The sequence below is a fragment of the Pedobacter roseus genome (genome assembly GCF_014395225.1).
Lineage (GTDB): Bacteria > Bacteroidota > Bacteroidia > Sphingobacteriales > Sphingobacteriaceae > Pedobacter > Pedobacter roseus.
On sequence record NZ_CP060723.1, the window covers coordinates 5,443,126 to 5,469,768 of the forward strand.

Below are 26,643 nucleotides of genomic sequence, written 5' to 3' on the forward strand. Positions count from 1 at the left end.
TTTTCGATTTTTATTTAAGGCTGGGTTTTTACTTTCCATCTTAAACCTTTCAACCCTCTACCTTACTAACTTCCCATGCCAAAACCCTTCATTACCCCGCGGTTAGAATTACGGATAAAATCAACAATTTCATCACGGATTTCCGTTGGTTTAAATTCGGCCTCGATCATGTCTAAAGCTTTGGTTACATTATTGTGTTTAACGAAAAGTACACGGTAAATTTCCTGTATCTCATCGATCTGCTCATTGGTAAAACCTCTTCTGCGCAAGCCAACAGAGTTGATACCAGCGTAAGAAAGCGGCTCACGGGCAGCTTTAACATAAGGGGGAACATCTTTACGTACCAATGAGCCACCGGTTACAAAAGCATACGAACCTACTTTAACAAATTGATGTATCGCAACCAAACCAGCAAGCACTACGTTATTGCCAATGGTGATGTGGCCAGCTAAAGTGGTGCTGTTAGAGAAAATGCAGTTATTACCCACCTCGCAATCGTGTGCGATGTGCGAATAAGCCTGAATTAAACAATTGCTACCGATTGTGGTTTTCCACTTATCTTTAGTACCGCGGTTAATGGTTACACACTCGCGGATGGTGGTATTATCACCAATTTCTGCAGTGGTAATTTCTCCTGCAAATTTTAAATCCTGTGGCTCGCCAGAAATCACTGCGCCTGGAAAAATGCGGCAGTTTTTACCGATACGTGCACCATCCATAATGGTTACGTTCGATCCGATCCAGGTGCCCTCACCAATTACAACGTCTTTATGTATCACTACAAAGGGCTCGATTACCACATTTTCGGCAATTTTTGCCTGAGGGTGTATGTATGCTAAAGGTTGTATCATTATTGGGCGGGTTCTGCTTGTTTAATTTTTGAAATTTGGGCCATCATTTCGGCCTCGACAACGATTTTTTCGCCAACCATACCTACACCTTTCATTTGGGCAATACCCCTTCTGATCGGTTCAAGTAAGTCGCAGCGGAAAACGATAGTATCGCCAGGTAAAACCTGCGCTCTAAAACGTACGTTATCTATTTTTAAGAAATAGGTGAGGTAATTTCTGGGATCAGGTACGGTACTTAATACTAAAATACCACCAACCTGGGCCATGGCCTCAATCTGGATTACACCAGGAAAAACCGGTGCGCCCGGAAAGTGACCTTTAAAAAACTCTTCGTTCATGGTTACGTTTTTAACGCCTACCACATGGTTTTTAGAAAGTTCTAATATTTTATCTACGAATAAAAATGGCTGACGGTGAGGCAAAATATCCATAATCTGAACAACGTCATATAATGGTTTTGCACTTGGATCGTAAACCTTTTGTATTTTTTTATTTTTCTCTTTTTTAATGGCTGCTTTGATTTTTTTAGCAAAAGCAACGTTTGCCGCGTGGCCAGGGCGTGCAGCCATAATGTGGCCTTTTAAGTGCATGCCAACCAAAGCTAAATCGCCAATCATATCCAAAAGTTTATGGCGGGCAGGCTCATTCTGGTAACGCAGTTCCATGTTGTTCAAAATTCCCTGTGGGGCAACATCAATGTCCTTGCGGTTAAATAATTTGGCCAAATGGCTTAATTCGTCTTTGGTAACCTCTTTATCTACAATTACAATGGCGTTATTTAAATCGCCTCCTTTAATTAAATTATGCGATAACTGGTACTCTAATTCGTGTAAGAAACAGAAAGTACGGCAGGATGCAATTTCTTTTTTAAATTCTGCAATGGTGTTAATGCCAGCATGCTGACTGCCCAAAACAGGAGAGTTGTAATCGATCATGCACGTAAAACGATAATCGTCTAACGGCATGGCCACAATTTCTACTTTTCTGTCTTCTTCAGTATAAGTAATGTTGTGGGGAATGGTAAAATATTCGCGATCGGCATTTTGTTCAACTGTACCTACTTCTTCCAATAAATCAACAAACTGGATCGAACTACCATCCATAATCGGGGTTTCCGGTCCGTCTAATTTGATCAGCACGTTGTCAAGGTCCATACCCACTAAAGAAGCCATTACGTGCTCTACGGTGCTTACGCTGGCGCCGTTTTGGGTAAGTGTTGTTCCGCGTGAAGTATCAGTTACGTTATCTGCATCGGCTTCGATAATCGGATGCCCGTCTAAATCAATACGCTGAAATTTAAAGCCGTGATTTTCGGGGCTGGGCAAAATGTTAAAGTCACATTAGCGCCTGTGTGTAAACCTACACCAGATGCTGATATTTCTTGTTTAATCGTTTTTTGTCTAACGTTCATTGTTTATTGTATTCTTTTCCAATTCAGCTGTAAGCCTTTTCAATTCCTCTTCGAGCGCGTTTATTCTTTTTTCTACATCAGGGAGATGTTTGAAAATTACCGAGGCACGCATCCAGTTACGCAGTGGTTGCGCAGGACTTCCATGCCATTGTTTATTTTCTTCTGTAATGTTAAAGTTGATACCGGCCTGTGCACCAATCTGAGTGCCTTTAGCCAGGGTTAAATGCCCGGCAATACCCACCTGACCGCCAACAACACTGTTAGGGCCAATTTTTGTACTGCCTGAAATACCTGATTGTGCGGCTAAAACGGTATTTTCGCCAATTTCTACGTTGTGTGCAATCTGGATCAGGTTATCGATTTTGGCGCCTTTTTTTACAATTGTCGATCCCATTGTAGCACGATCAACCGTTGTATTAGCACCAATTTCTACGTCGTCTTCAATAATGACGTTTCCAATTTGTGGTATTTTATTGTAAGTGCCGTCTTTTTGAGGCGCGAAACCAAAGCCATCGCTACCAATAACAGTATTGGAGTGTATAGTAACCCTTTTGCCAATTGCTGAATTGTGATAGATTTTTACACCTGGGAAAAATGTACTGTTTTCGCCGATTTTAGAGTTTGCACCTATAAAAGTTTGGGCATTTATTTTACATCCATCACCAATTTCTACATTTTCGGAAACGTAAGCAAAAGCATCAATAAATACATTTTTACCAATTTTTGCAGTTGGATGAACAAAAGCAAGCTTGTCGATGCCTGATTGCGCCGCTTGGGCATTTACGGCTTCATTATATTTATCCAGTAAAATAGTAAAGGCACTATATGGATTTTCTACACGGATTAAGGTGCTGGTATAAGGCTGTGTTGGAGCGAAATCTTTTGATACGATAACAACAGATGCCTGAGTAGAATACAAAAAGTTTTCGTACTTCGGGTTAGAAAGAAAAGACAAAGAGCCTTCCTTCCCGTCTTCTATTTTAGAAAGTTCGGTAACGGCTACATCTGGGTTTCCGTCAATGGAACCGTTCAAAAACTGACTTATCTGCGTGGCAGTAAATTGCATCGTACAAAGGTATATGTTAAATTGATATGAACAAAAAAACCTGCTAGGGTTAAGTGGTGTATATTTTACACAATTATAAGACTTAAAACGGCAGTAAAAGTTAAATATTTTGTTAAATAAGCTTAAATGCCCCTTGGATAACAGAGGATATATTTTTCTACAGTTTTCTGCAGCGACTCCAGGTTGGATAAATCTGATGCCTTTGCAATATCTACAATATCGTTATTTTTCATCAAAATCTTGATATTTCCAACCCCGGCGTTATATGCCCGGTTCTGGATCGAATCGGTAAAAACGAAATACCTTGCCTCTTCAGGTTTGATCTCCAATAGATTAACGGCTGCATCCTGTAAAAAGTTCACCCGGTCATCGCTCGCCTTTTCATTGCCCATTTCTACTTTGTAAAGATTCCTTGAAGTAAGCATTTTACAAAGCGTAGACAAAATTTTATCGGGATGTTTAACCCAAACCTTTACTGCTGCATAAATATCCTGGTCATCGAGATTGGTAAAATGTTCCAGGTTTTCGTGTTGCGCAAAAAAATTGGCTTCGTTGATATCGTTTTTTAAGAAATAATTTAATGATGGTGAAGCAAATAAGTTTTCGCCTGCTGCGGATAATTCTTTTGCACGTTCTAATAATTTCACCAGGATCATCTCACCAGATATTACCGTTTTGTGCAGGTAAACCTGCCAATACATCAACCTGCGGGCAATTAAAAATTTCTCGATAGAGTAAATCCCTTTTTCTTCGATAACGAGGTCATCATCATAAACATTAAACATCTTGATGATCCGGTCGAAACTGATTACACCTTCGCTAACACCTGTAAAAAAGCTATCGCGGTTGAGGTAGTCCATTCTATCTAAATCGAGCTGACCTGAAATGAGTTGATGAAGGAATTTTTTAGGGTAAGTGCCGTTAAAAATTTCAATGGCGTGACTCAATTTTCCTTCGAAATAGATATTCAGGTCGTTCATCAGCTTTGCTGAAATATCTTCATGCCTGATCCCGGTAACCAGAGAATGCTCTAGAGCATGCGAAAAAGGTCCGTGGCCGATGTCGTGCAGTAAAATGGCCAAAATGGCGGCTTCTTCTTCGCCTTCGGTTATGGTGTGACCTTTACTTTTTAACAGATTGATGGCCAAACTCATTAAATGCATGGCGCCCAAAGCATGGTGAAAACGGGTATGTAAAGCTCCCGGATATACCAAATGCGTCATCCCCAACTGTTTAATGTAGCGCAAGCGCTGGAAATATGGGTGCGAAATTACATCATACACCAATTCGGATGGAATACTGATAAATCCGTAAACCGGATCATTTATTATTTTCTTCTTGTTCAATCGTTAAAAATAGTTAAATAGCTAGATACGGTACAAAAATTGCTATTTTTATTCACAGTTTGATTTACCTGCCAAAATTAAAGGGCAATACATACCTATTTTTACAAAAACATGCAAGAAACTAAGATATTATGGGCCGATGACGAAATCGACCTATTAAAACCACATATATTATTGTTGAATGATAAAGGTTATAATGTAACCACATTTACCAATGGAAATGATGCTCTGGAAGCATTTGGAAAAGAACACTTCGACCTGGTTTTTTTAGATGAGAATATGCCGGGCATGAGTGGTATCGAAACGCTTTCTGCCATTAAAAATTTAAATCCTGATGTGCCGGTAGTTTTGATTACCAAAAGCGAGGAAGAAAATTTAATGGAAGATGCGATAGGCAGTAAAATTGATGATTATCTGATCAAACCTGTAAATCCCAAACAGGTATTGCTTACCATCAAAAAACTGATTGATAATAAACGTTTGGTAAGCGAAAAAACATCAATGGCTTATCAACAGGATTTCCGCCGTTTGGGCATGACCCTGGGCGACAGGCTTAACTATGAAGAGTGGGTTGATGTATATAAAAAAATCGTTTTCTGGGAACTTGAATTAGAGAAGCTGGATGATCCTCAGATGCATGAAATTTTAACCATGCAGAAACAGGAGGCCAATACGCAGTTCACTAAATTTATTGAAGAAAATTACCTCGACTGGATCAAGAACAAGGATAAAGCACCTTTACTTTCGAATGAATTGTTGAAGAAAAAGGCTTTTCCGCATATTAACGATACCACACCTGTATTCTTTATCCTGATTGATAACCTGCGTTACGATCAGTGGAAAATTATTAATCCGTTAATTTCTGAATATTTCAGGATTGATGAAGAGGATATGTATACCAGTATTTTGCCAACGGCAACACAATATGCCCGTAACGCAATTTTTTCAGGTTTAATGCCTCTTGACATGGAGAAACGTTTTCCTCAGCTTTGGCAGAACGATGATGATGAGGGTGGAAAAAATATGCACGAGGAAGCTTTTCTGGCCGATAACATTAAACGCAGCTTAAGAAAAGACTGTAAATTCAGTTACAATAAAATTTTAACCTTCGAGCAGGGAAAAGATCTGGTTGACCAAACCAATAACCTGTTACAGAACGATTTCAATGCCATTGTATTCAATTTTGTTGATATGCTGAGCCATGCCCGTACTGATATGCAGATGATCAGAGAATTGGCTAATGACGATGCAGCTTACCGTTCGTTAACCTTATCATGGTTTGAGCACTCTCCACTTTGGGATTTATTGAAAAAAATCTCTCAAAAACAGGTTAAAGTAATCATCACCACCGACCATGGAACTATTCGTGTTAAAAAACCGGTTAAGGTAATTGGCGATAGGAGCACAAACACCAATTTACGTTACAAACAGGGCAGAAACCTTAATTTTAATGCAAAAGAGGTGTTTTTAATCAAAAATCCACACGATGCTTTGTTGCCTAAGATCAACATCAGCAGCAGTTATATTTTTGCGAGAGAAGATAGTTATTTCGTTTATCCGAATAATTACAATCAATTTGTAAATTACTATAACGAAACCTTCCAGCACGGCGGGATCTCTTTAGAGGAAATGATTATTCCGGTAGTGACGTATTCGCCGAGGTAGTTTGAGAGATTTGAGATGTTAGATTTGAGACACGAGACCGGTCATTTTTCAATGGGAATTTCCTCTTGAACTTGTTTCAGGATTTGTTTCGTTAGAATAGTAGGCAAAAGCAATCATTGCAAGAAGAAATATGCCTATATTTTGTTAAACTGAAGCGTTATTCTTAATTTTAATTAGATTTTAGACAATATGAATATTTCGATAACTCAACTATATGCACTTTTAAGCGAAAAGCTTGATAAGGATACTGCAGAGCAGTTAACCAGTTATATTGAGGCGAAAGTTGATAAAACCGTAATTGATAAAACCTCCCATTTGGCTTCTAAAGAAGATTTGGCAAATGCTAAAACTGATATGATTAAATGGTTTGTTGGCTTGTTTATAGCGTTGGCTTTAATGATTATCGGCCTTTACTTTAAAGGTTAATTGTATAATTGCTCTGATGATGACTTATTCGTCGAGGTAAAGTTATGACTTACATGTTTAGTCGGTTGTCATCTTGAGCCTATCGAAAGACTTTCAATAATTTACAGGTTATAGGCTTTCAACAAACTCAGCTTGACTAATTGCAAAACAAATAAAGGCAAAAGCAATGCAATTATGTATTACTTTTGCCTTTATTCTTTAAAAATGGATATCGAAGTAAATAGTTTAGCCGATTTACCTGTTGTGGCACAACAGCTTTCAGATTTTGCGGGCAGTGAAAAAGTCTTCATTTTTGAAGGCGATATGGGCGCAGGGAAAACCACTTTTATTAAAAATTTCTGTAAACATTTAGGAATTGCCGATGTGGTTTCGAGCCCAACCTATTCTATTGTAAATGAATATGAAAGTCCGAATGGACTTGTGTTTCATTTCGATTTTTACCGTATAAAAGATATCCGCGAGGCTTACGACCTGGGCTATGAGGAATATTTTTATGGCGGCGGTACCTGTTTAATCGAATGGCCTGAAAGGGTAGCTGAATTACTGCCAGAAAACTACATTAAAGTGGAGATAAAAGTGCTGGATGAAGACCGCAGATTATTCAAACTTTCGAAGGTATAACAATTAGTTATCAATAAATTAACAGAATTTCCGTACCTTGAACAACCTAAAACTACCAAAATATTAATTCAGCATGGCTACAGGATTACGCGAAGGAATGGCCGATATAGCTCGTCAAGGTTTGTTGCAAACGCAAGAGGCGAAGTTAGAAACCAGCAAAAAGAAAAACAGCCTTTACATAGGAATACCTAAAGAAATTTCTTTCCAGGAAAATAGAATTGCCTTAACTCCTTTATCAGTAGCTTTACTGGTAAATAATGGTCATCGGGTTGTTTTGGAAACGGGAGCCGGAATCGCAGCCAATTTTTCTGATACCGAGTATGCCGAGCAGGGTGCCAAAATTGCCTACGATAAAAAAGAGGTTTTCGACGCGGATATCCTGGTTAAAATTGCACCTCCCATGTTAGAGGAAATTGAGCTGATGCACAAAGGGCAAACCCTTATTTCTTCATTGCAAACCGGCACTTTAAAGCAGGATTACCTTAAAGCTTTGATGCATAAAAAAATCAATGCGTTATGTTTTGAAAATCTCCGCGACGAAGGTAATATTTTGAGCGTAGTAAGAGCCATGAGCGAAATTGTTGGCTCTACCTCTATATTAATCGCTGCCGAGTACCTGAGTAATGTAACAGGAGGTAAAGGACTAATGTTAGGAGGTTTTACTGGTGTGCCGCCGACTGAGATTGTTATTTTAGGTGCAGGCACCGTTGGCGAATATGCAGCAAGGACAGCTTTGGCCTTAGGTGCCGAGGTGAAGGTTTTTGATAGTTCAATTTACCGTTTACGCCGCTTACAGAATAATTTAGGCAGCAGGGTATTTACCTCAGTAATGCAGCCTATCGTATTGAATAAAGCCATTATAACCTGTGATGTAGTGATTGGCGCTATCCGTGCCAGTCATGGCCGTAGCCCTTGTGTGGTAATGGAAGAAACTGTTGCGCGGATGAAACCACACTCTGTGGTAATTGATGTAAGTATTGATCAGGGTGGCTGTTTCGAAACTTCTGAAGTAACCAACCATACCAATCCGGTTTTCAGGAAATATGACGTGATCCATTACTGTGTACCCAATATTGCCTCGCGTGTGCCAAGAACGGCTTCTTATGCCTTAACTAATATTTTTGCGCCTATTTTATTGGATATTGGCGAATATGGAGGTTTAATGAACATGGTTTGGAACAACCCGGGTATCCGCGAAGCACTGTATATTTACCAGGGAAACTGTACCAATAAAGACCTGGCCGATATGTTTAATCTGCCGTTCAAGGATCTTGAACTGTTGGTGGTTTCGAATCAATAAAAGATGTAAGATGGACAATGTAAGACGGATGATGTGAGATGGAAATATCTTGATACTTGTATCTAACATCTTGATACTTATTTCTTATGCTACTAAAATATGAAATTCAATCTGCTAGCTTTATTCTTTTTACTCTCGGTTGCTGTAAATGCCCAAAATAAACCAGTTGCGAAAAAAAAGCTGTTTATAGTAAATTCTTACAATCAATACCTGGCTTCTGTAAAATCGAATCCGAATAACGAGTTGGTTGAAATCAAAAAAGCCATTCCAAATATTAGGCTTGATATCCGCTACGCTACCAGGAATAATTTTATGCAACAGGTGATGTACAAACAGGCGAGGGCTTTTGCCCGGAAACCTGTGGTAGATGCCTTAAAGAAAATCCAAAAGGAATTAAATAAAAAAGGCTACGGTTTAAAAATATTCGATGGTTATCGTCCTTATGCCATTACGGTTGAGTTTTATAAAAAAGCAAGCGATAAAAATTTTGTGGCCAATCCGGCAAAAGGATCTAAACATAATAGGGGCTGCGCGGTAGATTTAACACTAATCAATCTGAAAACAGGTAAAGAATTGGTGATGCCAACGCCTTACGATAGTTTTTCGGCTGCTGCAGCGGCAAAATATGAAAAGGTATCACCCGAAGCCAGGAAAAACCGCGATTTCCTCATCGCCATCATGGGCAAGTATAACATGAATGTACTGGAAAACGAATGGTGGCATTACGATTTCTCGGGGTGGAGAGGATATGATTTAATGGATATTCCTTTCGAGAAATTGTAGTTCATTAGTTCAATTGTCATTGGTTCATTAATGGGAATAACCTTAATTTTCTTAACTGCTTAATGGTCACCAGACTGAGAGCGTATAGCATACTTTTGTCATTTCTATCCGATCGCGTCAGGTGGTAACAACTGACATCACTTGAATTACAAATGGTGTGGCCTGCCATATTGATCCATTTTAACCTTTGCTTTATCTTCTTTTACCGATAATTCGAAAATGTAATCATAATCATCGTCGGTTAATTCTTCTTTTGGTCTTTTACCACCAAGGGCTTCAATAATTTCGAGTACAGTATTGGAATGGGCTGCAACCATCACGGTTTTACCCACATAATTGGTTTTGATGCTATCCACAAGCGATTTAATGTCTTTATAGTTAATCACTTTTGGGATCACCAATGAATCTAAGGTTTGATGGGTTCTTTTCGTTGGCGTGGCGAAGGCAACATCAAATTTTACCTTTTTTAAATATTTTGCTAAATCGGCGACACGGATTTTTCCTTCATCCGATAGGCTAGGGTCAGTATCCTGTGGGTTTGATTTATCCTTTTCAGCATGTCTAACAATCCAGACGGTGGTGGTTTGTGCAGAAATTACATTAATAAAAAGTAGGCTTAACGACAGGAATACGAACAGTTTTTTCATGTCATAAATATTGAAAAATTAATTGGATAAGAAAAGGTTAAAAATTTATGGCAGCGATTAGCTTTTCTATATCTTCTTTTTCATGCCAGCTGCTCAAAACAATTCGATTTATCGGTTCAGATTCGGGCTTTGGGTAAGGAAAAGATGAAATCAGGATATTTTTTTTTAATAAGTCATCCACTAAAGTAGCATCCTGAGATAAGAATGCAGGAAATCCTGATTCAAATGCCCAGGTTGTATTTAAATTGGCTGTAAGTAAAGCTACATTTTCATGCAACTTTTTCAAGGCTTCACGATATATATATTCACCATGGATAAAAGCAAAAAGACTGGCTGCAGATGGAGGGGATGCCCCAACAAAAATGTTGCTGTTTTTTAGCTTTTCAATAATTGCATTCGAGCCCAAAACCAACCCGGCATCTACTCCAAGCGCTTTTGCCATAGAGGCCACAACTACCCGTTCGATATTAGCTTTAAGCGGAAGGTTGATAAATGCACCGATTCCATTATTGTTAATACCGATGCCATGTGAGTCATCAACAATTAAAATGATCTCTTTTTCCGCCTGTATTTCGGTTAAAAAGTTAAAATCATAAATTTCAGGAAAAAGATTGTTCATGGAGTTGCTGATCAGCACCCATTTTTTCTCTCCGGACGTATTGATAAGGTTTATCGTTTCCTTCTTCCAGTTATTAAAGGTTTGCTGATTTGCCGGCTGATCAGTTAACCAGAGCGCAGGGTGAGTAGCCGGAGCATAAATTACTTTACCTAATGCAGATAAAGCTTTAACGGTAAGCTGCGCGGCTAAATATCCGCTAGATGTAATGAGCGCAGCTTCTGTTCCATATCGTGCTGCAGCTACTTTTTCTGCCTCATCGTAAATACCCAGTTGAATATTGTTGGTACGGCTGGTGCCGTTATTTAATCCAAATTTTTTTACTCCTTCAATATATAAATCAATGAAATCCTGATTTTGTGGAATGCCCAAATAAGCCGTTCCGCCAAAATACAAATAGGAGGTACCATCAATGTTTATTTTGTTCGAAAAGGGTTTGTCAATTGATTTAAAATCTGGCATTAAAAATTATCATGTATGTAAGTTACTATCCTCACCATTTCTGCCCTTACCTCGGCAGTAGGTTTTACAAAATTATTGTTCATGAAAGAATAAATATAGGTTTTTCCTTTTTTGGTTAATACGTACCCACTTTGATTATGAACACCACCGAGTGACCCTGTTTTGCCGTAAACAAAGGGTTTATCAGTTTTTGGGTAAGCACTTTTTAAAGTACCGCTTTTTCCTCCGGCAGGCAGCATATCAAAAAGCTTCTCCGGATTGTTTACCAGCTTATAAATGGAATCGAGTAAGTATACATTATCGCGGGGTGTAAATAAATCTTGGCGCGATAACCCCGAGCCATCTACCCATTTAACTTTATCGGGCAAAAAGGAAAGGTAATTTTTGGTAATGTGCTGGATAGCTTTTACGGTACTCAAGGTATCGCCAATCTGGTTGGAACATACAAGCAACAAGTGTTCGGCTATAAAATTATCGCTGGGTAACATCATGTGTTTTAAAACCGAATCGCGTTTTGCACCCTGCAAAGTTTTGGCATCTGAGGGGATTTTAAGATCGATAAGGCCAACAGGTTTGTGCAGGGTATCAGATAATACTTCAACGGTAACCTGTGCACTTGTTTTATAAGGATTTTGCTGATTATAACCTGGTTTAACAGCAACGGCAGGATAATGAAAGTTATTGGTTAAAAAATCGCGTGTTACCTGGAAATTGCCTGTGGTTTTTGTCGAATCTACTTTAAAGCACGGAGCAAAAACCCTGGGCTCAATGTTGATTTTATTAGAACCCGCATAAGTAGAAGTTACCATATTATCCATAATAGGCATCTCGGTAATTTCGGGCTGGTAATAATAATCGTAATCATCCCAGGCCCAGCCATCGCCAAAAAAAGTACCCGAATAACGGCCCGGGGCAAAAAACAGCTTTTTATTAGAGGCAAGCAGGAAATTATAAGCGGATTTATCTTTCACGGCAAACTGCAGAAATGAAGGATCGCCTGTTCCCCAAAAAATTAACGAGTCGTTCCTTTCGATATATCTTAATGCCGGCATTAAATCGGGCAGCATTTTTAAACTGGCAAAAAAGGTGTAAAGTTTCGTGTTAGAGGCTGGTGTAAAATATTTATCGGCATCTTTCTCAAAAATCATCTTTTTATCGGTAGGGTTGTAAAGCGCAAAACCAACCTGGTACTGCTTGATTAACTGCGAGTTTTTAAATTCTTTAGCTACTTTTTTCGAAATAATTTTATTGGTAGAACAAGCCGTCAGCAAACAAATGGATAACGCAAATACCAGAAAAGTGAGATTTTGATTTTTTAACCGGAACATCTTCTAAATTTAGGGACATAATTATCAACTAATTTATTAAATTTAGTTTAATGTTAACCAAATATAGTCCCGGTGTAATAATCTGTTTACGTAAACTAATCATTTGCCTGGGCCTGGTATTTCTTTTTTTTTCTGCCATGGGGCAGGAATTCCTGTTTAAAAGGAACCGGCAAAAGCAATCTATTACTTTTAAATGCATTAAAAACCTGATTGTTATTCCTGTTTATGTAGATGGTAAAGGCCCTTTTGATTTTGTGCTCGATACCGGGGTTGGCCCGATGATTATTACCGACCCATCTATTATCGATTCGTTAAACTTTAACATGCTCCGTAAAATTAAAGTTTCGGGACTGGGCATAGAAACGGTTGAAGCTTATGTTTCGCAAAGTTTGGATGTAAAAGTAGGGAGCGCTACTATAGAACACATCCCAACGGCCATTTTAAAAGAAGATCTTTTTAATTTATCGGGCCATTTAGGACTTAAGATTTATGGATTACTGGGCTATAGCTTTTTTAGCAGCTTTATTGTGGATATACGGTACAGCGAAAACAGGTTGATTATTTACGATCGTGATGCAAAAGTTAAATACCGCGGAAAGAAAATCCCGATTGAAATCGAAAACCAGAAACCTTACATTGTTGGAAGTGTTGAACTGCCGGATGGAAAATCGATCAGCGCCAGGTTTTTAATGGATACCGGTGCAAGTCATGCGCTTTCCCTCGAAATGTTGCAGGGCAGTGAATATCCTTTGCCCGAAAAAAAAATAAAGGCCAATTTGGGGATGAGCCTCAGCGGACAGATTAAAGGTTACATCGGCCGGGTGGGTAAATTTAGTTTAGGAAGTTATGTTTTTAATGATGTTGTTGTCGGATTCCCGGATTTTAAAACCATTGCAGAAAAAATAGACCTATCCAAAAGGAATGGAAATTTAGGAGCCGATCTGCTGCGGAAATTCAATATCCAGTTTAATTACGAAGAAGGCTTTATTTATGTTAAACCGAACGCCTTTAGCAAGGCACCTTTTGAGCACGATATGGTGGGAATGGTCATTTATCTTGATCAAAAGGAATATAAAAGGGTAATTATTGGAGAAATTGATGAAAACAGTCCTGCTGAAAAGGCAGGCCTTTGTCCCGATGACGAAATAATTGCGGTTAATTTTAAAGGTATTGAAACTTATAGCCTGAACGATCTTACCGAATTATTCAAGTCAAAGGCCGATAGAAGTTTGATTTTTGAGATTTATAGGGGTAAAGAAGTTTTTTTTAAGGTAGTACATCTCGAAAAGAGGATTTAAATAGCGTAATTTTCCAGTTACAAAACAATTGCTGTGTAACAAGGCTCTAACTTTAACCTCTTATTATCAAGCAAACTAACTTTTATATACACATGAAGAAAAACTTTAGGGTACTTGCTTTGGCAGGTATCGTAGTACTTGGTGTAGCCGGATCAGGTTCGGTATATGCTCAGAAGAAATCTAAAACCACAAAAGGCGCAACTCCTGCAACGCCTGCAGCTGCTGCAGCAGCGCCCAAAAAAGAAGGCATTAAACCATTTTCGGAAGTAATTACAGCAAAAGCAAAAACTACAAACGGTTTATTCAAAACCCACAAAGTTGATGATAAATGGTACTTTGAAATACCGGATTCGATGATTAACCGCGAAATGCTTGTGGTTACCCGTTTGGCAAAAGTACCTGCAGGCGTAAAAGTGGGTAACCAGCAATATGGTGGTGAAGAATTAAACGAACAGGTTTGGAAATGGGAGCGTAGAGGCAAACAGGTTTACATCCGTGTACCAAGTTATGCAACCAAAGCCGATCCAAACAGCGATATGTACGAATCGGTACAAAACTCTAACCTGGCACAGATTTTAGCCAGTTTCGAAATCAAGGCTTATAATAAAGATACCACCGGTGTGGTGATCGATGTTACCGATTTTTATAACGGCGATGTAATGGCCATCGGTGCTACCGATCAGATCCGTAAGGCCTATAAAGTAACCATGTATGATGCTACACGTTCTTACATTGACACCGTAAAAACTTTTCCGATCAATATTGAGGTAAAAACGGCTAAAACTTACCGTGCAGCAGAATCGCCAACGGATAACAGTAATGCTGCAGTAACTTTCGAGTTTAACACTTCGATGTTATTATTGCCAAAAATCCCTGTAAAAGCAAGGATAATGGACAGCAGAGTAGGTTTCTTCGGTCAATCGCAGATTGATTATGGGAGCAATGCACAAAAAGCAGAACGTACCGCATATATCCACCGTTGGAATCTGGTTCCAAAAGATACCAATGCCTACAAACGTGGCGAACTGGTAGAACCGGTAAAACCGATTGTAATTTACATCGATCCCGCTACACCTAAAAAATGGGTGCCGTTTTTGATTCAGGGAATTAACGATTGGCAGGTAGCTTTTGAGGCTGCAGGTTTCAAAAATGCTATTATGGGTAAAGAAGCGCCAACCGCGCAGCAAGATCCTCAATTCAGCGTAGAAGATTCAAGATATTCTGTTGTTCGTTATTTCGCATCCGATATTGCCAATGCCTATGGACCGCACATCAGCGATCCGCGTACCGGTCAGATTTTAGAAACACACATCGGTTGGTACCATAATGTAATGAACCTATTGCGTAACTGGTATTTTGTGCAAACAGCAGCCATTAATCCAGAAGTGCGCAAAGCGCAGTTTAGTGATGCACAAATGGGCGAACTGATCCGTTTCGTATCATCACACGAAATTGGTCATACTTTAGGTTTACCGCACAACTTCGGTTCTAGCTACGCTTATCCTGTTGATTCGTTACGTTCTAAAACATTTACTGATAAACATGGTACTGCGCCATCGATTATGGATTACGCCCGTTTTAACTATATCGCTCAACCTGGCGATGGTGTAACCAAACTTCACCCTCAAATTGGAGAATACGATAAATGGGTGGTAAAATGGGGCTATTCCTGGATTCCTGGCAACAAAACTGCTGAACAGGAAAAAGAGGTTTTAGATCAATGGACCTTGAAAAATGCAGGTAATCCTTTATACTTCTATGGCCGTCAGGGAACTAGTTTAGATCCGCGTTTGCAGAGCGAAGATTTAGGTGATAATGCCATGAAAGCGAGTACCTATGGTATTGCCAACTTAAAACGCATTTTACCAAACGTAGAAAAATGGACTTACCAAAAAGGAAAAGACTATAGCGATTTAAAAGAAATCTATACCGAAATTGTAGGGCAGTTTAACCGTTACATGGGGCATGTAGCTACAAACGTTGGTGGATTAAGCGAAAACTTTAAAACTTATGAACAAAGCGGTCCGGTTTACGCTTACTTACCTAAAGCAAAACAAAAAGAAGCTATCGCTTTCTTTAATCAGCAATTGTTTACTACACCGCTTTGGTTAATCAGTAACGAGCAGTTGAGCAAATTTGATAACGGAGTATTATTAAACCGTATTAAAGGTGTTCAAACCAATACCTTAGGCAACCTTTTATCTGCACCACGTATCGCACGTTTATTAGATAACGAAACTAAAAATGGTACGGCAAAAGCCTACACTCTACCAGAATTATTTACTGATTTAAGATCATCGGTATTTGTGGCCGGAAGAGCTGACGCCTTTAAACGGAACTTACAACGTGCGTATGTAGACCGTTTACAGGATTTAATGACCAAAGATTCAGAGCTTCCGGTTGGTTTCCCTGTAGAATATGCTGCAAGTTATGGCTTAACACCAATTAATGTTGGCTTATCAGATATCAGACCATTGGTTAGGGCAGAGCTTAAAACTTTATTGGCTACCACCAAAGCAAGAGCTGCTGCCGGCGATGCCATTACAAAAGCACATTATGAAGATTTAAGTATCCGTATTAAAGATATTTTAGATCCGAAAAAATAATTAATGATTGAATTTTGAAGGATGGAATTAAAGAATGATTGAATAGCGATAGCCCATTCAATCATTCAAAATCCTCTCTTTCAGCATTAAAAAGCGGAGCAGATCATTAAATTGATTGCTCCGCTTTTTATTTACACCAAACCTCGCAGGTTTTCAAAACCTGCGAGGTTTAGATCGCCTGTACTCCTTTGTATAATTCTTGATGCTTTAACTTAAACAACACAACTGTTTTCTAATTTTATACCAAAACGAGGTTATGCTTAAAAAACTATTCTTTGCACTTGCATTATTTACTTCCGGTTTCTCCGCCTTTGGCCAAAATGCCGATTCTATTACCCTTGTGAAAGCTAAATGGCAGAGAAACAAGATTGCTAAACAGGTAATTTTATTCAGGCACCATTTTGATCAGAAAAACCTTTTCGCTGCCAATGAAAATATTTCGTATTTAGAAATAAAAAATACCGGACGTAAAGCTGTATTTGCCATTGGTGCAGAAGAAAAGGAACTAATCACTACTAGTAATTTTGGTTTAAGAGATACGGCAATTGCTGCGGTAAATGGCAATTTCTTCGATGTAAAAAACGGAGGATCTGTAGATTTTGTCCGTGTGAACGGAAAAACAATCAATGCCAACCGCTTAGATAAAAACGGAAACCGGGCCAGGCATCAGGAAGCAGCTATCGTAATGGATAAGGGGAAAATCTCAATAAAAAAATGGGATGGATCCGCTGATTGGGAAACAAAGTTGAGTGAACAAAATGTTTTGCTAAATGGTCCTTTATTAACCTTAAACAATATTGATGAAACTTTAGATACCGCTGGTTTTAATCGGTTGCGCCATCCCCGTACCTGTTTGGGCTTGAAGCCGAATGGAAGGGTAATTTTATTGACCGTTGATGGTAGAAATGAAAATTCGGCAGGGATGAGTTTGTTTGAACTGACCAAATTAATGCGCTGGTTGGGCTGTACTTCTGCTATCAATTTCGATGGCGGCGGCTCTACCACTTTATGGGTAAGTGGAATGCCTGATGGTGGCGTAATCAATTATCCAACGGACAATAAAAAATGGGATCATGAAGGGCAGCGGAAAGTGGCCAATGTTATTCTGGTAAAGAAACAAGCCAGAAGATAAAATTCCTGCAACACAACAAGCTTAAAAAAACTTATTTTAGCCGAAGATTTTTGTTGAAATGATTAAAAATACGATATACTTTTCCTTTTTTGTGCTCCTGCTCAGTGCCTGTAAAATGGGCACTAAAACCAGTGATCCAACACTTCGGGATTTTACTTTTGAACCTGTTAAAGGCATCCGTTATGTTGAAGTAAAACGCCGGTTTAAAGATGGCTACTCTTTTAATCAGGAAGGTTTTATGCAAAAGCCATCGTGGATCATCGAGGTGGTTAAAGAAGACACCATGTCGGCCTGGAGCCCGCAGAAACATAGGATGCAGAATTTTTACCTGCAGTACGATCATGGAAATGTATATAATTTCGCAGCCGAATTTTTCAAGGTAAAACACATCAGCAAAGACAGTTTGGTTTTTCAACGCATCCAGGTTGACGGAAAGGTAATTGCATCAGATGTGCGCTCGGATGTAAATATGACCTTTTATGCACAGGATTACATTAAAAACAAATTAAAAGCCAAAGCCGAAGACCTGCAAAAACCGACCAAGGCCGACACCGCATTTATTGAAAAACGTTCGGCCAAAGTTAACCTGAACAGCGATAGTGCTTTTGCGGCCACAGATCCGGTTCAGTTTATACCTAAAAGCAAAATTGCAAGGGTAGAAAAAATAAGTACAGTTGACCGTGCAAACAACCGCACAGAAGCTTACGATTACATGTTTCCGCAATATATCATCAGGATTGACAGGGCTTATAAAGATTTTGCTTACCAGGTTGCGGCCGTTGTGGATTTTCAGGGAGGTATTCACGTAAAAACCATTTACAACGTATTGCCAGAAAATGCCGCCGCGAAAAAAAAGGTGGCTCAGGGCATTGCCGATATCTATGTTAGGAACCTTTTTAATATAGCACCCGGAACTACATTAGGCGTGCCGCATAATAGCGAAATTACCCTGACTATGATTGGGAAGGCGATTAAAAAGCCTTAATAATCTGATATTTACAAAATTTTAACGTTAAAAAAATGTTAAAATTTTATTTTGATTTTAAAAATTAAAACTTACCTTGCGTACTTAATTTTAATATTTAATACAATGCAAGAAGGCACAGTAAAATTCTTCAATGTAACTAAAGGTTTTGGCTTTATCGTTCCTGCGAATGGCGATAGCGAAATTTTTGTTCATTCAACAGGTCTTATCGACGAAATCCGTGAAAACGACAAAGTACAGTACGAAGTTGCTAACGGTAAAAAAGGCTTAAATGCCGTTAATGTGAAAGTAATTTAATTTATTTATCATATTTACAAATGGCCTCGATCACAGTCGGGGCTTTTTTGTTTTTAGTCGTTAACATCTATTCATTTCATACCTTTTATGACTCATTATTTTATTGTTCCGGGTTTGGGCAATTCAGGCCCGGATCATTGGCAAACTCATTTCGAAAAATCAGCAGATAATTTTATCCGCATCAGTCAAAAGGAATGGGATGCACCAGCAAATCAGGATTGGATTGAAACCATAGAATCAGCACTCGTGGGATATAATCCGGATGATGTGGTTTTAATCGGCCATAGTTTAGGTTGTACAGCCATTGCCAATTGGGCAAAAACTTATCAAAAGAACATTAAAGGGGCTTTATTGGTTGCGCCAAGCGATATAGAAGCACCAAATTACAATTTTGATACTCCTGGTTTTGATAGCGTACCTTTGGACAAAATCAACTTTAAAACAATTGTGGTATCTAGCACCAACGATGAGTGGGTAACGCTGGAAAGAGCTGAATTTTTTGCTAAACATTGGGGCAGCGAATCCATTAATATCGGTGAAGCCGGGCATATTAATACCGACGCAGGTTTTGGCGAATGGCCTGAAGGATTGGAGATTATGAAAAAATTGGGTTAAAAGTTTCCCGCAGATTGCGTAGAAAATGCAGATCAAAATAAATCTGCGTAAATCATCTTAATCTGCGGGGCATATAAATAATAGCGTTATTATTTATGCATCTTTTTCCTCAAAAACTGATCAAGAAATATCAGTCCAATCACCAGGTCGAAAAATAAGAAGCTATACAACACAGTAGACGTGATGTACTGATCTAAATTAAAGTTTAAATTAACATTAAAACCGAATTTAGGCATACTGAGGTTCGAATTGTAGAGCACATAGCCAAATAAGGCTAGCAGTGAGATCACAAAAAAGCCACCAATGCTATAAATAATCTTTTTATCAACCTGTGTTTTCATGGCTACTGGTGCCGGCACTGTGGCTACACTTTCCATTACATTCCGCGTGAAAGACATAGAGGGTTCATCCAAATCGAGTTCACCAAAAGCCGAATTAAGTTTTACCAAATCCTCATACAGCGATTTAATAACGGCATCCGATTCAATTTTTTCTTCAATGGCTTTTTTGGCCGATCCGTCTAAATTGCCATCTATATAATCCCAAAGCTGTTGTTCTATTGCATTCATAGTAACTCCTTTACTTCATCTTTTAACAAATATTGTAATTTTTCTTTAAGCCTTTGCCTTGCCCGGTGCAATTTAACCTTTATGGTATTGGGCTCCATGTGCAAAGCTTCACCAATTTCTTCCAAACTCTGCTCACCTTTATAAAATAGAGTGATAATGGCTGCATCATCTGGCAAAAGTTGTGTGATGGCTATATTTAAAAAAGCATGACTATCCTGTTTATCGTAACCATTCGCATTAAAACCAGAAGTATGGTTCTCGAGTTGTAAAACAGTCCCCTCATCGTGTATAGAGGAGGTATCTAAACGGTTTTTCCTCAAAAAAGTCATGGCCGTGGTATAGGTAATCGTGTACAGCCAGGTGCTAAATTTAGCGGTTTGTTTAAATGTACCTAAAGCCTTATATGCCTTTACAAAGCAATCTTGTGCAATTTCTTCAGCATCTTCCCTGTTTTTAGCAAACCTTAAAGCAAGCGTAAATACAAACCGCTGGTGGCGCTTAACCAAAAGCGCATACTGATCGGTCTGGCCGTTCAATATGTTTTGTATCAGTGCTAAATCGGTAAGTTTTTGCTCCATGTTTAGCTGTAAGACTACATTAAAGATACGGAGGTTACACGTGGAACATAATTATGGAGGATTATTATTTATCAACCAGATTAATAGTGTAAATAGTTTAGTTTTTTGAAAACGAAAGGGCAGTTTTTCATGGCGGAGGGTAGTCCTGCTTTTGGCTTAATCTTTTTGTTGCCCTTCGACTACGCTCAGGGTGACAACAAAAAGGATTTCGCCGCAATCAGGTTTATAAACATAGTGTGTGCTCCTTGCAAACCTAAAAAATGAAATACTGTTTTGGCCATCTAGCCCCGGGTGAAGCATTACCCTGCAGGCTGAGGAACGAAGCCGAAAGCGTAAAAGCAAAACACGGGAACCAACTTTGTTGCTTGCACAGGTATTGCGCTCCAAAAAGAAACTTTAGCCCGCACGAAACTTGCGAAGTTTTCCTTATGCTCTGGCCTTTAAACTTCGCAAGTTGGGCAGTCTGCTAATGCGAAGCGAAAAACTTTAACCCTGCAATTGATCCGATAAGCGTACAGATAAAAAAGATCCGCCAAAAAGTTGCTGGTTCGTTAAAATAGGCGATTCCGATAATTACTGTCCCAACAGCACCAATACCCGTCCAAACTGCATAAGCTGTACCCATGGGTAAAGTTTGTGTGGCCTTGTTCAGCAATAGAAAACTTAAAGCAATGCATACAAAAAATGCAGCGCTCCATTTTATATTCGAGAAATTGTTCGATAATTTAAGACAGGTAGTAAAGCCAACTTCAAAAAGCCCGGCAATAATTAAGATAATCCAGTTCATGATAAATGTGTTTCTGCAAAATTACGGCACATTTACCGGGCAACATTTTACAAATGTTAAAAAATGAGCTTATTTATAGGTAGCCCTGATCCGGCTCAAGGTAACCTGAGTAACGCCAAGGTAGGAGGCAATGTGTTTTAGGGCCACCCTTTTAATCAGTTCCGGCGATTGTGCTATAAACTCCTGATAACGCTCTGCCGCACCTTTAAAAGCCCTGTCGATTAATCTCCTTTCGGTAGCAATTAATTCCTGTTCGGCTATTTTTCTGCCCCAGTTGGCAATTTCAAGATTACGTTCATAAAGCGAAAAAAGGTCTCCAAGCTTTATTTTTATTAAGCTGCTGTTTTCTAACAGCTCAATATTTTCGTAACCCGGACGGTTGTTAATATAGCTGTTAAAAGAAAAAAGTACGGTGCCGCTTTGCCCAAACCAAAAGGTTATCTGCTGGTTTTCGCCATCGCAATACGCGCGGGCAATACCCTTTTCAAGAATATAGAAATAAGGTTCTATTTTATTGGCGCGGATAATGATCGTTCCTTTTTTGTGCTTGATATACTCAATATGCATAGCCAGCTCAAGCAATGAATCATCACGTAATGTGCTAAAAACAGCTATATTTTTAAGTTTTTCAATCAAAATTTGAGGCTCTGAAACAAAAATAGCAATGTTTTATCTGCTATTGATAATTATTTAATACCGCAGGTTTTGATAATTGAATATTAGTGCCTGAATATTTTAACATTATTACTGGGACATATTGTTTTTCGTCTTGCTATTTGATCATTTAAACTGATGATTGAACATTTTTTTGCCCTAGGTGTAACCTGATTAAAAAGTATGTAGTCATAATACACAGAACACGGTTCAACAGACAAATAAATATTTACAAATTAAAAATTATAATCATGGAAGCTATATTAGTCCCAATCTCACTTTTTTTAGGCGCATTCGCAATGGTATTTGGAATCCGCTACCTATCAAATAAAGAAAAAATGGCAATGATCGAACGGGGAATCGATCCTGGAATACACAAAGCAACACCAAAACCGTTTTTAAGTTTAAAGTTCGGTTTGCTGTTGGTTGGTTTAGGAATAGGTTTGCTGGTGGCGCTATTTACTGTTAGAGGTATATTTGGTAGCAACATGACAAACGCCGAAGAAGGACAATCGGTTGCCATTTATTTCGGTTGCATCGGAATTTTCGGTGGCCTGGGCCTTATCGTTTCTTATCTGGTAGAAAAGAAATGGTTAGATAACAATAAACTGCTTTAATCAGCAGAGAAGTCAAGTTTTTATTGTGCGGAAGCAATTAAACTTGACTTCTCTTTTTTACTGCGGCTTATTAATAATGGCAACCGTTAAGCGGCTAATGCAATTCATTTTTCCGCGTTCATCGTAAATCTTAATTTCCCAAACCTGCGTTTTGGCACCAACATGTAAAGGTTTACATATTCCTTTTACCAGGCCACTTTTTACGGGGCGCAAATGGTTAGCATTTACTTCTAAACCTACAGCAACATATTTTTCAGGGTCGATGCACATGTAAGAGGCAATACTGCCCAGGGTTTCGGCCAAAACCACCGAAGCGCCTCCATGTAGTATGCCAGCTGGCTGGTGCGTACGTTCATCAACCGGCATGGTACCTGTAATAAAATCTTCGCCGATTTCGGTAAAACGGATATCTAGCAAAGCACCTAAATGGTTTTTAGGGCGGTTATTTAAATCCTCAACAGTAAAATTTTTAAACCACATGGTAACGTTCTTTTAAAATGGAAACATGGTGTATAATATGCCCTCCAGCAATAAACAGAATAGATTTTACATTAATTTCCCTGCCCGAAGCAATTCCTTTTCTATCCAGTTCATCCTCATTTAAAGATTTAAAAAGGTAGAGATTGGCTTTGCGCAGTGCGATAAATTCTTCAATCAAATCTTCCAGATCGCGTTCTGCGAAGCGGGCATTCAGTACATAATCATCTTCTTCAAAGCCTGGCAAAGGCTGTTTTTCATTTCTTGCAAAACAAGTAATTCGATAGGCAAATACACGTTCAGTATCGATAATATGTCCTAGCATTTCCTTTAAAGTCCATTTGCCTTCAGCGTAGGCATAATCTGCTTTATCAGCATTTCTCCTATATAAGGCGGGGAGACTTTCTACCTGATCATTTAAAATCTCAAAAATTTCCCTGTCTACTTTGCTGATGTAGGTTTCGCCCCAAATCAGATATTCGTTAGGCTGTGGTCGGTTCATATCTTAAACTGCTTTTTAATATTATTCTAAAAGTGGTGCCTTTACCCAGTTCCGATTCTTTTACAAAAATTTCGCCGCTATGGTAGTTCTCCACAATACGTTTGGTAAGCGATAAACCAAGCCCCCAGCCGCGTTTACGGGTAGTATAACCGGGTTGAAAAACCGCATCAAATTTTGATCTTGGTATCCCTTTTCCGGTATCGCTTACATCAATAAATACCTGCTCTTTGGCCAGGTTCTCGATGATGTTAACAGAAATAGATCCTTCGTTTTCGATGGCGTTAGCTGCATTTTTTAACAGGTTTTCGATCACCCAATCAAACAGTGGGACATTGAGTAAAGCCCTTACCTGTTCGTCGCCTGTAATGCTAAATTTAACCTTATCAGAGGTGCGGACTTTAAAATAGCGGATAAAATCGCTGATGACAATGTAAACCGTATGGTCCTCGAGTATTGGTTTAGAGCCGATTTTTGAGAAACGGTCGGTAATAATCTCCAAGCGTTTAATATCATTTTCCATTTCCGCAATCAAAGGATCATCTTCCGCATCGAATTTTGATTTCATCAGCTCCGTCCAGGCCATCAAAGATGATATGGGGGTGCCCAGTTGGTGCGCCGTCTCTTTGGCCAAACCTACCCAAACATGGTCCTGTTCATCCCGCCGTGCCGAACTAAATGCGGCATAAGCCGTTAACAGAAAGAGGAAAATCACGGCCATCTGGATGTATGGGAAATACCTTAGCTGTGTTAAAATAAAGGAGTCGCGATAGTAAGCTTTAAATTTTTTGCCGAAAAAATTCATCTCATCCGGTTGATGCTGTGCTTTCATCTGCCTTAGTTGACGAACGAAATATAAACTGTCGTAACTAAGTTTAGTATCAGCCGTTGGGTAATTGGTTTTGGTGCTGTCTAAACCGAAAAATGAACTGATCATGCCTGCAGAATCAATCATAATTACAGGCGTTTTGGTGTTTGCCCGTACCGTTTCTACAATTACACGATAATCATCATTATCATAAAGAAACATGGCCCGTTCCTGGATTTTAACCCAAAGGTGAAATTGGTCGGCTTCTTCACGTTCCATTTTTTTTACAAAAGAATCGGTGTAAAATACTGATGCAATGCCAATTAATATGGCAAAGATGAGGAGGAAAAACTTCCAGCGGCGTTTCTTTTGATAAGGGTTCATGCTTTAGCTAGGCAAATTACAATAACAAAACGAAAAAAACATAAAACCATTATGCTTTTTCCAAAAGCTTAAGTAAACCTCTCAAAAGCATAATAGCTTCATTACAGATGAAAACAGTATAAAATAAATGAAAAACATATCTTTGCAGCGTCTTGCGTTTTGCGTAGTGCGGTAAGCGTTTAATCGCCCAACGCCTAACGCCAATCGCTCAACAACCCAACTATGGATAAAAAAGTTAGAGTAAGATTTGCCCCAAGCCCAACCGGAGGTTTGCATTTAGGCGGTGTGCGCACTGCTTTGTTCAATTATTTGTTTGCCAAAAAAAATAACGGAACTTTTGTACTTCGTGTAGAAGATACCGATCAGAACCGCTTTGTAGAAGGTGCTGAAGAATATATTGTAAACTGTTTAAATTGGTGTGGCATTACGCCTGATGAAAGCCCGGACAATCCGGGTGCTTATGGTCCTTACCGTCAAAGCGAACGCAAACCAAGCTATGGTAAATTTGCCGAACAGTTAATTAGCGATGGTTATGCCTATTATGCTTTCGATACCACAGAAGAGTTGGATGCAAAACGTAAAGAAATTCCAAATTTCCAGTACGGGCAGGCTACACGCATGCAGATGCGGAATTCTTTAACACTAACATTAAGTGAGGTAGAAGAATTATTGGCTGCTAAAACCCCGCACGTAGTCCGCATTAAAGTACCTACAGATGAAATTGTACATTTTAACGATTTAATCCGCGGAGATGTAAGTTTCGAAACTTCGTTGGTTGATGATAAGGTATTGTTAAAAGCCGACGGGATGCCAACCTACCATTTGGCCGTTGTGGTTGATGATAAAGCAATGGAAATCAGTCACGCTTTTAGAGGAGAAGAATGGCTGCCATCAGCCCCTGTTCATATTTTATTATGGAAATATTTAGGCTGGGAGGCTGATATGCCTGTTTGGGCACATTTACCATTGATTTTAAAACCCGATGGACACGGAAAGTTAAGCAAACGCGATGGCGATCGTTTAGGTTTCCCGGTTTATGCCATGAACTGGACAGATCCTAAAACCGGAGATGTTACCAAAGGATTCAAAGAAATGGGCTTTATGCCTGAGGCCTTTATTAATATGCTTGCCCTTTTAGGCTGGAATGATGGAACTGACCAGGAATTATTCTCTTTAAAAGAACTGGAAGAGAAATTCTCTATAGAAAGAATCAGTAAAGCCGGAGCTAAATTCGATTTCGAAAAAGCAAAATGGTATAATCACGAGTGGATTAAATCGCAGAGCGCTGAGCGTTTGGCGCCAGGCGTTAAAAGCGAGCTTGAAAAAGCAGGAATTGAAGTTGACGATAAGGCATTTTTAAATACAATTATCGATTTAATTAAAGACCGTTGTACTTTATTGCCCGATTTTGTGGCACAAAGCAGTTACTTTTTTGCTTCGCCGGCAGAGTACGATGTAAATTCGGTAAAACCAAAATGGACACCTGAAAAAGCAGTATTTTTTGGTGAATTTGCTGAAAGTTTGACTTTAACTGATGCCATTGCCGCAGAAGCTGCTTTTAAAGCTTTAGCCGACCAAAAAGGCTTTAAACCTGGTGAGTTGATGTTACCTTTCCGCATTATGTTGGTGGGGGGCAAATTTGGTCCTGGTGTTTTTGATATTGCCATATTATTGGGTGTGGAGGAAACCAAAGCAAGAATTGAAAAAGCGATAGCTGTTTTTAATAGTTAGTATTTAATTAAAAAAGAAAAAGGGTCCTTAATTTTGGCCCGCTTTTTTTTCGGCTTGTGTAAGTTGGCCTTGAGCTAATATGTT

At 39.0% G+C, this 26,643-nt stretch carries 26 protein-coding genes and 1 pseudogene; 13 read left to right on the top strand and 14 right to left on the bottom strand.

What is annotated here, in order from left to right:
• Window positions 1–65: 65 nt before the first annotated feature.
• From lpxA to H9L23_RS22475, 4 genes and pseudogenes are all read right to left on the bottom strand, one after another.
• Complete coding sequence (gene lpxA, locus H9L23_RS22460; RefSeq protein WP_025141731.1) at window positions 66–851, bottom strand: acyl-ACP--UDP-N-acetylglucosamine O-acyltransferase; 786 nt, start codon at window positions 849–851, stop codon at window positions 66–68.
• A gap of 80 nt (window positions 852–931) precedes the next feature.
• A pseudogene (locus tag H9L23_RS22465) lies at window positions 932–2,262 on the bottom strand (bifunctional UDP-3-O-[3-hydroxymyristoyl] N-acetylglucosamine deacetylase/3-hydroxyacyl-ACP dehydratase); the annotation flags it as partial.
• On the bottom strand, window positions 2,252–3,328 hold the full coding sequence (gene lpxD / locus H9L23_RS22470; RefSeq protein ID WP_187592408.1) for a UDP-3-O-(3-hydroxymyristoyl)glucosamine N-acyltransferase: 1,077 nt from the start codon (window positions 3,326–3,328) through the stop codon (window positions 2,252–2,254). The gene lpxD and the pseudogene H9L23_RS22465, both read right to left, overlap by 11 nt.
• Before the next feature lie 122 nt (window positions 3,329–3,450).
• Window positions 3,451–4,674 carry an HD domain-containing protein gene (locus H9L23_RS22475; protein ID WP_187592409.1) on the bottom strand — a complete coding sequence of 408 codons (1,224 nt, stop codon included), beginning with the start codon at window positions 4,672–4,674 and terminating at the stop codon, window positions 3,451–3,453.
• 111 nt (window positions 4,675–4,785) lie between these two features.
• Between H9L23_RS22475 and porX the strand changes: the two genes are divergently transcribed.
• The 5 genes from porX (at window position 4,786) to H9L23_RS22500 (ending at window position 9,469) form a co-directional block, all read left to right on the top strand.
• Window positions 4,786–6,339 carry a T9SS response regulator signal transducer PorX gene (porX, locus tag H9L23_RS22480; protein WP_187592410.1) on the top strand — a complete coding sequence of 518 codons (1,554 nt, stop codon included), beginning with the start codon at window positions 4,786–4,788 and terminating at the stop codon, window positions 6,337–6,339.
• Between the two features lie 189 nt (window positions 6,340–6,528).
• Window positions 6,529–6,765: a hypothetical protein gene (locus tag H9L23_RS22485; RefSeq protein ID WP_187595590.1), complete on the top strand. Its 237-nt coding sequence runs from the start codon at window positions 6,529–6,531 to the stop codon at window positions 6,763–6,765.
• 204 nt (window positions 6,766–6,969) lie between these two features.
• Window positions 6,970–7,386, top strand: coding sequence for a tRNA (adenosine(37)-N6)-threonylcarbamoyltransferase complex ATPase subunit type 1 TsaE (gene tsaE / locus H9L23_RS22490; RefSeq protein ID WP_187592411.1), 417 nt, complete (start codon window positions 6,970–6,972; stop codon window positions 7,384–7,386).
• 73 nt (window positions 7,387–7,459) lie between these two features.
• The gene (locus H9L23_RS22495) at window positions 7,460–8,686 is read left to right on the top strand and encodes an alanine dehydrogenase (RefSeq protein WP_187592412.1); all 1,227 of its coding nucleotides are present in this window, start codon (window positions 7,460–7,462) and stop codon (window positions 8,684–8,686) included.
• 99 nt (window positions 8,687–8,785) lie between these two features.
• On the top strand, window positions 8,786–9,469 hold the full coding sequence (locus H9L23_RS22500; RefSeq protein WP_187592413.1) for a M15 family metallopeptidase: 684 nt from the start codon (window positions 8,786–8,788) through the stop codon (window positions 9,467–9,469).
• 146 nt (window positions 9,470–9,615) lie between these two features.
• On the opposite strand, the gene H9L23_RS22505 is transcribed toward H9L23_RS22500, so the two are convergent.
• The 3 genes from H9L23_RS22505 to H9L23_RS22515 are packed head-to-tail and all read right to left on the bottom strand — an operon-like array spanning window position 9,616 to window position 12,522.
• A complete protein-coding gene (locus H9L23_RS22505; protein WP_187592414.1) occupies window positions 9,616–10,116 on the bottom strand; it encodes a phosphoglycerate mutase family protein in 501 nt (166 codons plus the stop codon).
• A 37-nt stretch (window positions 10,117–10,153) separates the two neighbouring features.
• Window positions 10,154–11,194 (bottom strand): aminotransferase class I/II-fold pyridoxal phosphate-dependent enzyme, encoded by a 1,041-nt coding sequence (locus tag H9L23_RS22510; protein WP_187592415.1) that lies wholly within the window; start codon window positions 11,192–11,194, stop codon window positions 10,154–10,156.
• Window positions 11,194–12,522 carry a D-alanyl-D-alanine carboxypeptidase gene (locus tag H9L23_RS22515; protein ID WP_187592416.1) on the bottom strand — a complete coding sequence of 443 codons (1,329 nt, stop codon included), beginning with the start codon at window positions 12,520–12,522 and terminating at the stop codon, window positions 11,194–11,196. The genes H9L23_RS22510 and H9L23_RS22515 overlap by 1 nt, the downstream gene beginning before the upstream one ends.
• 50 nt (window positions 12,523–12,572) lie before the next feature.
• On the opposite strand from H9L23_RS22515, the gene H9L23_RS22520 reads away from it, so the two are divergent.
• From H9L23_RS22520 to H9L23_RS22545, 6 genes are all read left to right on the top strand, one after another.
• Entirely contained in the window at window positions 12,573–13,820 is a 1,248-nt protein-coding gene (locus H9L23_RS22520; RefSeq protein ID WP_187592417.1) for an aspartyl protease family protein, read from the top strand.
• Window positions 13,821–13,912: 92 nt separating this feature from the next.
• Window positions 13,913–16,426 carry a zinc-dependent metalloprotease gene (locus H9L23_RS22525; protein WP_187592418.1) on the top strand — a complete coding sequence of 838 codons (2,514 nt, stop codon included), beginning with the start codon at window positions 13,913–13,915 and terminating at the stop codon, window positions 16,424–16,426.
• A 256-nt stretch (window positions 16,427–16,682) separates the two neighbouring features.
• Window positions 16,683–17,558 (top strand): phosphodiester glycosidase family protein, encoded by an 876-nt coding sequence (locus tag H9L23_RS22530; protein WP_187592419.1) that lies wholly within the window; start codon window positions 16,683–16,685, stop codon window positions 17,556–17,558.
• Between the two features lie 58 nt (window positions 17,559–17,616).
• Window positions 17,617–18,543 carry a hypothetical protein gene (locus tag H9L23_RS22535; RefSeq protein ID WP_187592420.1) on the top strand — a complete coding sequence of 309 codons (927 nt, stop codon included), beginning with the start codon at window positions 17,617–17,619 and terminating at the stop codon, window positions 18,541–18,543.
• Window positions 18,544–18,648: 105 nt separating this feature from the next.
• Window positions 18,649–18,840, top strand: coding sequence for a cold-shock protein (locus H9L23_RS22540; RefSeq protein WP_025141747.1), 192 nt, complete (start codon window positions 18,649–18,651; stop codon window positions 18,838–18,840).
• 87 nt (window positions 18,841–18,927) lie between these two features.
• Window positions 18,928–19,455, top strand: a complete 528-nt coding sequence (locus H9L23_RS22545; RefSeq protein WP_187592421.1) for an RBBP9/YdeN family alpha/beta hydrolase — start codon at window positions 18,928–18,930, stop codon at window positions 19,453–19,455.
• Between the two features lie 89 nt (window positions 19,456–19,544).
• Here H9L23_RS22545 and H9L23_RS22550 read toward each other — a convergent pair whose 3' ends face one another.
• The 4 genes from H9L23_RS22550 to H9L23_RS22565 form a co-directional block, all read right to left on the bottom strand.
• Window positions 19,545–20,024 (bottom strand): anti-sigma factor family protein, encoded by a 480-nt coding sequence (locus H9L23_RS22550; RefSeq protein WP_187592422.1) that lies wholly within the window; start codon window positions 20,022–20,024, stop codon window positions 19,545–19,547.
• Window positions 20,021–20,602 (bottom strand): RNA polymerase sigma factor, encoded by a 582-nt coding sequence (locus tag H9L23_RS22555; protein WP_187592423.1) that lies wholly within the window; start codon window positions 20,600–20,602, stop codon window positions 20,021–20,023. The genes H9L23_RS22550 and H9L23_RS22555 overlap by 4 nt, the downstream gene beginning before the upstream one ends.
• A 466-nt stretch (window positions 20,603–21,068) precedes the next feature.
• The gene (locus tag H9L23_RS22560; protein WP_187592424.1) at window positions 21,069–21,389 is read right to left on the bottom strand and encodes a DMT family transporter; all 321 of its coding nucleotides are present in this window, start codon (window positions 21,387–21,389) and stop codon (window positions 21,069–21,071) included.
• A gap of 69 nt (window positions 21,390–21,458) precedes the next feature.
• Window positions 21,459–22,025, bottom strand: a complete 567-nt coding sequence (locus H9L23_RS22565; protein ID WP_187592425.1) for a Crp/Fnr family transcriptional regulator — start codon at window positions 22,023–22,025, stop codon at window positions 21,459–21,461.
• Window positions 22,026–22,294: 269 nt separating this feature from the next.
• On the opposite strand from H9L23_RS22565, the gene H9L23_RS22570 reads away from it, so the two are divergent.
• Window positions 22,295–22,660: a DUF6249 domain-containing protein gene (locus H9L23_RS22570; protein ID WP_187592426.1), complete on the top strand. Its 366-nt coding sequence runs from the start codon at window positions 22,295–22,297 to the stop codon at window positions 22,658–22,660.
• Between the two features lie 57 nt (window positions 22,661–22,717).
• Here the strand turns inward: H9L23_RS22570 and H9L23_RS22575 are convergent, their stop codons facing one another.
• From H9L23_RS22575 to H9L23_RS22585, 3 genes are read right to left on the bottom strand one after another with little or no spacing between them, the layout of a single operon-like run.
• Complete coding sequence (locus H9L23_RS22575) at window positions 22,718–23,140, bottom strand: hotdog fold thioesterase (RefSeq protein ID WP_187592427.1); 423 nt, start codon at window positions 23,138–23,140, stop codon at window positions 22,718–22,720.
• Complete coding sequence (locus tag H9L23_RS22580; RefSeq protein WP_187592428.1) at window positions 23,130–23,639, bottom strand: DinB family protein; 510 nt, start codon at window positions 23,637–23,639, stop codon at window positions 23,130–23,132. The genes H9L23_RS22575 and H9L23_RS22580 overlap by 11 nt, the downstream gene beginning before the upstream one ends.
• The gene (locus H9L23_RS22585; protein WP_187592429.1) at window positions 23,620–24,828 is read right to left on the bottom strand and encodes a sensor histidine kinase; all 1,209 of its coding nucleotides are present in this window, start codon (window positions 24,826–24,828) and stop codon (window positions 23,620–23,622) included. The genes H9L23_RS22580 and H9L23_RS22585 overlap by 20 nt, the downstream gene beginning before the upstream one ends.
• 222 nt (window positions 24,829–25,050) lie before the next feature.
• Here H9L23_RS22585 and gltX point away from each other — a divergent pair, with 222 nt between their 5' ends.
• Window positions 25,051–26,559: a glutamate--tRNA ligase gene (gltX, locus tag H9L23_RS22590; RefSeq protein ID WP_187592430.1), complete on the top strand. Its 1,509-nt coding sequence runs from the start codon at window positions 25,051–25,053 to the stop codon at window positions 26,557–26,559.
• The last annotated feature ends 84 nt before the right edge of the window (window positions 26,560–26,643 follow it).